Here is a 6,710-nt window from a genome sequence, read left to right as displayed (position 1 = left end):
GACCACGTCGGCCGCCGCGCCCTGCTCGCGCGAGCCGCGCAGCAGCCGTTCCAGCAACCAGGCGCCATAGGTGTCGAGCTTGGCAACCCCCGCCATGTCGACGCGCACGACTCGGATCGGGCTCTGCGGCGGAAGCGCCACGGCCATCACCAGCCGCTCCAGATCATTGGCGCGATCGGCCGTCCAGTCGCCGGCCGCCGAAAGCTCGAGGCTCTCGCCGTTTACCGTCGCGGCAAGCAACGCGTCAGAACTCATCCCACTCCCCGTCCCGCATGCCCCGGACGGTTCCAGGCGCGCGCCGCAGCCGGCAAAGGCTGCGCCACGGCGTGGCGCCTTGAGAAAAACCGCATTTCCATCACATACTTAACAGAGCCTCCCCGGCTGTCGAGTGACGTTAACAAAGCCTTAAGCACATGGTTAACCCTAACGCCCTGCGTCTCACCGTCACCGCCGAGACCTGGCCGATCGCGGGACAATTCACCATCAGCCGCGGCGCCAAGACCGAAGCCATCGTGGTGGTGGCAGAACTGTCCGACGGGAGGTTTCGCGGGCGCGGGGAATGCGTGCCTTATTCGCGCTATGGCGAAAGTCCCGCCGCGGTGGCCGCCGTTCTGCGGCAATTCGCCAGTCCGGTGGCGGATGGCCTTACGCGCATCGAACTGCAGCGCGCCATGCCCGCCGGTGCGGCGCGCAATGCACTCGATTGCGCGTTCTGGGACCTGGAGGCCAAGCGCACCGGACAGCCGGTCTATTCCCTCGCGAGGCTGCCGCCCCCGCGGCCCCTGATCACTGCCTACACAATCTCGCTTGGCACCCCCGAGGCGATGGCGAGAGCGGCGCACGACGCCGCCGGACGCCAGCTCCTGAAGATCAAGCTGGGCGCAGAGGGCGACCCGGCACGGCTTGCCGCGATCCGCGCCGCAGCGCCGGAGGCGGAACTGATCGTCGATGCCAATGAAGGATGGAACCCCGACAATCTGGCGGGCAATCTTGCGTCCTGCGCCCAGGCCGGCGTCACGCTGATCGAGCAGCCGCTGCCGGCCGATGCCGACGAGGCGCTGCGCGCGGTCGCGCGGCCCGTGCCGGTCTGCGCCGACGAGAGCGCGCATGACCGCGCGTCCCTGTCCGCGCTTTCCGGCAAGTACGACGCCGTCAATATCAAGCTCGACAAGACCGGCGGACTGACCGAGGCGCTCGCGATGGCGGAGGAAGCGCGGCAACGCGGCCTCTCGACCATGGCAGGCTGCATGGTGGCAACATCGCTGTCGATGGCGCCCGCCATGCTGGTCGCGCAGACCGCCCGCGTCGCCGATCTCGACGGTCCCCTTCTGCTCGCGCGCGACCGCGCCGAGGGACTGGTCTATGAGGGCAGTCTGGTGTATCCGCCGCTCCCTGCCCTATGGGGCTGATACGACAACCATGCCGGTAGATTGGAACCTCTCCGCCGCGTGCGCGTTATGCGTTGCGTATCGGTGTTCTCGTCCGGCCCGGCCCCGGGGAAAGCCGGTTTCCTGAGCCCAGAGGGGAGCACTTGCCAGCCATGCTGGAGCGTCAAACGCCGCAAATCCGCGACGGAACCGATGACCCGCCGTCGCAGGCCGATCCGGCCGCTGTGCATTCAGCCAACCTGATCGATCCGGACGATGGCGCCGAAGGAGCTCTGGCGCGACGCGCGCGCGAACAGGAGGCGCTGTTCCGTTTCACCGACCGGCTTTACCGTGCTGGTTCCCTGGCCGACAGCTGTGACGCTGCACTGGATGCGATCTTCGGAACCCTCGAATGCAAGGCGGCGTCGATCCTGCAGTTCGACGGCAACGGCGTGATGCGTTTTGTCGCGTGGCGCAATCTCTCGGACGCTTATCGCGAAGCGGTCGATGGCCACTCGCCCTGGACCCAAGGCGAGCCCGATCCCGAACCGGTCTTCATCGCCGATATCGATCAAGCCGATTTGCCTGACACGTTGCGGCAGAGCATCGCTTCCGAAGGCATCCGTGCGATCGCATTCATTCCGTTGACCTGCGCAGGCAAGGCGTGCGGAAAATTCATGGCCTATTACGACGCCCCGCAGGACTTTAACCGCCGCGTGGTCGATCTCGCGCTCACCATCGCACGGCAGCTCGGCTTCAGCATCGAGCGCGCCGAGATGGACGCGCACAGGCAGGTGACCGAGGAAGCCTTGCGCCAGAGCGAGGAACGGCTGCGGGCGGTGTTCGATTCTCCCGCGATCGGGGTCGCGGTCCTGACGCCGGACGGCAGGTTTATCGAGGTCAACGATGCCTTCAGCGAGTTGTGTGGCTATGACGCCGCCGAGCTTCGGATGCTCAACTCTCTCGAATTGACTCATCCCGGAGATCGCGCGGCCATGGCCCGGCTTCTTTCCAGCCTGATGGAGGGAGGCCGCTCCGATTTCGTGATTGAAAAGCGGTATTTGCGCAAGGACGGATCGGTCATCTGGGTGCAGAACAGCGTCTCGCTTACCCATGACGAGGCAGGACGCCCCCTGCATCTGGTGAAGCTCATCCAGAACATCACCGAGCGCAAGGTCGCCGAGAAGCGCCAGCGGCTGCTGATCGACGAGATCAACCATCGCGTCAAGAACACGCTTGCGACCGTGCAGTCCTTTGCCACGCAGAGCCTGCGCAACGCCGCAACGATGGCGGAGGGCAGAGCCGCCTTCGAGGCACGACTGATCGCGCTTTCCAAATCGCATGACGTGCTGACCCGCCAGCATTGGGAAGGTGCGGAGCTGGCTGATGTGGTCGCCGGCGCGATCACCCCCTATCGCGGCGGCGGCGAACAAGGCCGTTTTCGGATCAAGGGAATGCCCGTACGGCTTCGTCCGAAGGCGGTGCTGGCGCTGTCGCTTGCCTTCCACGAACTCGCGACCAACGCGGTCAAATACGGTGCGCTGTCGAACGATACCGGCCGTGTCGCGATTGACTGGCGCGTTGACCCGCAGTCGCGGCGGTTCGAATTGCGGTGGCAGGAAAGCGGCGGCCCAATGGTCGAGCCGCCGGTCAGGCGCGGCTTCGGCTCACGTCTGGTGGAGCAAGGTTTGGCGCAGGACGTAGGCGGCGACGTGCGTCTGAAATTCCACGACGACGGCGTCATCTGTTCGATCGATGCTCCGTTGCACGAGGTCGCCGGGGACGCTTGAAACTGGCCAGTTTGGCAGGAGTTTTCGTGCAGGAGCGTTTGTGAAGCCATCCGCACCCGACCTCGCGGGACGGCGCGTTCTTCTCGTGGAGGACGAATCGCTCATCATCATGCTGGTCGAGGACACGCTCGCCGATCTCGGCTGCGAAGTCGCTGGCGTGGCATCGCGTTTCGACGACGCAGTCACGAAGGCCCGCACGCTGGCCTTTGACGTCGCCATCCTGGACGTCAATCTCAACGGGTTGCGCACCTTTCCGATTGCCGAAATCATTCAGCAGCGCGGTATCGCATTCGTGTTTGCGACCGGCTATGGCGCGACCAGCGTACCGGACGGTTTGAACGCCGTCCCGATCCTGCAGAAGCCGTTCGCGGCAATCGACCTCGAAAAGGCCCTGCGCTCGGCGCTTTCGGGCACTCGCCAGCACTGAGCCTCATGGTTGAACCGAGCCTCGCAACCGCGGCAGTTGCGGGATGCACACCCTGCGCCGCTCCGGATTTTTTGCGCTTGGCAACCCGCCAAATTCCTGTCTAACTTTTGCCGGGCGGTTCTTTGGGAGCTTCGGGGGAATGCGGTTCCGGGCGGCATGTTGCGGCGTCGTTCTCGCCGCCTTGATGGCCGCGGATGCGGTCGCCGCCGTTCGGATTTCAAACGACAAGGGCGGGCAGATCGGCCCCTATCTCGACGCCTATCTGAGCCTTCGCAAGTCGGGCCAGCGCGTCATCATCGACGGCCCCTGTCTTTCGGCCTGCACCATCGTGGTCGGGATCATGCCGCGGGACCGCATCTGCGTGACGCGACGTGCGCGGCTCGGCTTCCATGCGGCGTGGAATCCGGGTCATGACGGCCGGCCGGTGCTCAGCCACGCCGGCACCAAGGCGCTGTGGGATCTCTATCCGGGCCAAATCCGCTCGTGGCTGAAGAAGCGTGGCGGGCTGAAGCCGAGGATGGTCTTTCTCTCAGGCTCCGAATTGATGGCGATGTTCCGGGTTTGCGACTGAACAGGCCGCGACTTACGTCTTCGCATCCGGCATTCGCGTCCACACGATGGTCGCGACCACGGCGCCGGTCAGCGCAATGACAGCCATCGCCCCATAGCTCGCGACCCCGATCGCCTCGTACAGCGTGCCGGCGAGCAGCATGCAGGCGCTGAATGTGACGCCCTGCACCACGGAAAAATAGCCTTGCGCCGTCGCGCCCCGTCCTTCCGGCGCCGCATGGGCGATAAAGGCCACGGCGCCCAGATGCGACGCGCCGAACGAGAAGGCGTGCAGCGATTGCAGCACCGGCAGCGACCATCCGGTCGGATCGAAGGCGAGGCCGATCCAGCGGATGGTGGCCCCAAGGCCGCCCAGAACGATGAGCTGGATCGGACCGAAGGCGAGCGGCAAGCGGCTGGCAAACGCGAACAGTACGATTTCGGCGATCACGCCGAGGGCCCACAACGCCCCGATGGTGACGCCGTCGAAGCCTGCCGCCTTCCAGGTGATGGTCGAAAAGCCGTAATAGACCGCGTGGCTGGACTGGATCAGGCTCGCGGCCATGATCACGGCGACGAAGCGCGGCTCGCGCCAGAACGGCCGGCCGGGCTTGCCATCTTCCGTCGGGATCGGCGCGGGCGGCAGCGGCATCAGGACGGTGGCGACGCAAGCCGTCGCCATTGCGGAAACGGCGATCAGCCAGATCAGGTTGCGCGTATCGATCAGGTCGAATGCAAGTCCGGCTGCGAAATTCGCCAGGATGAAAAAGATCGAGCCCCAGAGCCGGACCGGACCGTAGGCGGCGCCGCGCGCCCTGAGCCCGCGCAGCGTATAGGCATCCTGCAACGCGACGGCCGGAGTATGAGCGAAAGCCGTGAACGCCGTGAAGGCCACGATCGCCCAGGGCGCGGACACCAGACCGAGCGCGGTGAAGCCCAGCGCGGTTGCGAACGCAAAGGCGATGATCGTCGGCCGCACGCCGAAGCCGCGGTCCGCGGCAGCGGTCGCGGTCGGAACCGAGACGATCCTGAGCAGAGAGGTTGCCGCGAGAATTGCTCCGACCTGCCCGGCATCGAAACCGGTCGATTGCAGCCAGACCGGAAAGAACGGCAGGTGGATTCCCAGCAGCACATTGGAAACGGCGTAGAACACCGCAGCCCGCAGGGCAAAACTGTCTCGGGATCGGCTATCCTGGATCATGCTCGCGAATCATCATGCCCCGGCATCGAACGATTCGCCGCAAGGCGATTCGAACTATGACAGCATTCTCGCCGCATTGACGGCGACGGCGCGCGGGCGCGCGTTCCTGCAGGAATTTGCCTTGCGCAATCGCGCGGCCGAGACCGCGGCATTGCTGAGCGCGATCCGGCGAATCGAGGATTTGCTAATCGCGCGCAGTCTCGAACCCGGGGAAGCCGCGGTCGCGGGCCCGCTTGCCGCGGCAGCGTCGCAGATCGCGGGCGCTTCGAAGATTGAAGCGCCGCCTGCTGCCGATGAAAGTGGCGGCGCCGTTCAACACGCGCGGCGATCCGGCTCACGCTTCGATAACCGGACGCCGGACGAAGCATCCCCGCCCGCATCGGCAGCCGAGGTCGGCGTCAAGGCGATCTCCGAACCGGCGCATGTCGCAACGCATCCGGTCTGCGACCCGTTCGCCGACATTTGCGCGTTGTCGGCGGACGAGAAAATCGCGCTGTTCACGTGAGGACGCGTCACGCCGCAATGATGCGCGAAAACAGATCCGGATCGACATTGCCGCCGGACAGGATCGCGACCACCACCTTGCCCCTCACGTCGGGGCGGCCGGCCAGCAGCGCAGCAAGCCCGATCGCGCCGCCCGGCTCGACCACGAGCTTCAATTCGCGCCAGGCGAAGGCGACGGCAGCTTCGACCTCGCCATCGCTAGCGGTCACCCCCTTGCCGATCAGCCGCTGCGTGATCGGGAAGGTCAGTTGGCCCGGCGTGTTGGTCATCAGCGCATCGCAGATGGTCCCGCTGAGCCGCGTGTTGCGCTCGCGGTGTCCGCTCTTGAACGAGCGCAGCGTGTCGTCGAAGCCCTCCGGTTCGGCCGTGTAGAAATCCGCATCGGGCACGGCGTCCTTCACCGCAAGCGAAATGCCGGCCGCGAGGCCGCCGCCGGAAGCGCCGACCACGACCACGTCGGGTTGCAGTCCAAGTGCGTGCAGATCCTGCACGATCTCGCGCCCGATGGTGCCCTGCCCGGCGATCACCATCGGATCGTCGAAGGGCGGCACGATCACCGCGCCGCGCTCGCTGGCGATCGCCTGCGCGATGGCGGCGCGGTCCTCGGTGTTGCGGTCATAGAGAATGACCTCGGCACCGAGCGCTGCGGTACGCTCGCGCTTCGGCCGCGGCGCATCTGACGGCATGACGATGACCGCGGGCATGCCGAGAAGCTTCGCCGCGGCCGCGACCCCCTGTGCATGGTTGCCGGACGAATAGGCCACGACTCCCGCGGCGCGCCGCGCCGACGGAATCGAGACGCAGCAATTATAGGCGCCGCGGAACTTGATCGAGCCCATGCGCTGCAGTGTTTCGGCCTTGAGATAGACGCT

General features: G+C 65.9%; 7 protein-coding genes and 1 pseudogene. 5 read left to right on the top strand and 3 right to left on the bottom strand.

Translation table 11 applies throughout. The features are described from left to right. A pseudogene (locus tag AB7F49_RS36870) lies at window positions 1-255 on the bottom strand (ABC transporter permease); the annotation flags it as partial. A 158-nt stretch (window positions 256-413) separates the two neighbouring features. On the opposite strand from AB7F49_RS36870, the gene dgcA reads away from it, so the two are divergent. The 4 genes from dgcA (at window position 414) to AB7F49_RS36850 (ending at window position 4,155) form a co-directional block, all read left to right on the top strand. Next, on the top strand, window positions 414-1,409 hold the full coding sequence (gene dgcA / locus AB7F49_RS36865) for an N-acetyl-D-Glu racemase DgcA (protein ID WP_428532156.1): 996 nt from the start codon (window positions 414-416) through the stop codon (window positions 1,407-1,409). A 131-nt stretch (window positions 1,410-1,540) separates the two neighbouring features. Next, on the top strand, window positions 1,541-3,157 hold the full coding sequence (locus tag AB7F49_RS36860) for a sensor histidine kinase (RefSeq protein WP_428532153.1): 1,617 nt from the start codon (window positions 1,541-1,543) through the stop codon (window positions 3,155-3,157). A 40-nt stretch (window positions 3,158-3,197) separates the two neighbouring features. Further along, window positions 3,198-3,584, top strand: coding sequence for a response regulator (locus AB7F49_RS36855; RefSeq protein WP_428532150.1), 387 nt, complete (start codon window positions 3,198-3,200; stop codon window positions 3,582-3,584). Between the two features lie 139 nt (window positions 3,585-3,723). Beyond that, window positions 3,724-4,155, top strand: coding sequence for a hypothetical protein (locus tag AB7F49_RS36850; RefSeq protein ID WP_428532147.1), 432 nt, complete (start codon window positions 3,724-3,726; stop codon window positions 4,153-4,155). A 12-nt stretch (window positions 4,156-4,167) separates the two neighbouring features. On the opposite strand, the gene AB7F49_RS36845 is transcribed toward AB7F49_RS36850, so the two are convergent. After that, window positions 4,168-5,334, bottom strand: a complete 1,167-nt coding sequence (locus AB7F49_RS36845) for an MFS transporter (RefSeq protein ID WP_428532144.1) — start codon at window positions 5,332-5,334, stop codon at window positions 4,168-4,170. Here AB7F49_RS36845 and AB7F49_RS36840 point away from each other — a divergent pair. Next, the gene (locus AB7F49_RS36840) at window positions 5,333-5,839 is read left to right on the top strand and encodes a hypothetical protein (protein WP_428532141.1); all 507 of its coding nucleotides are present in this window, start codon (window positions 5,333-5,335) and stop codon (window positions 5,837-5,839) included. The genes AB7F49_RS36845 and AB7F49_RS36840 overlap by 2 nt on opposite strands. Before the next feature lie 7 nt (window positions 5,840-5,846). Here the strand turns inward: AB7F49_RS36840 and AB7F49_RS36835 are convergent. After that, window positions 5,847-6,710: threonine ammonia-lyase (locus AB7F49_RS36835; protein WP_428532138.1), on the bottom strand; the 864-nt coding region annotated here is incomplete at its 5' end.

Source organism: Pseudorhodoplanes sp. (genome assembly GCF_050250235.1).
Lineage (GTDB): Bacteria > Pseudomonadota > Alphaproteobacteria > Rhizobiales > Xanthobacteraceae > Pseudorhodoplanes.
The sequence above is the reverse complement of the archived record's forward strand: the minus strand, read 5'-3'. Positions and strand labels throughout refer to the sequence as shown.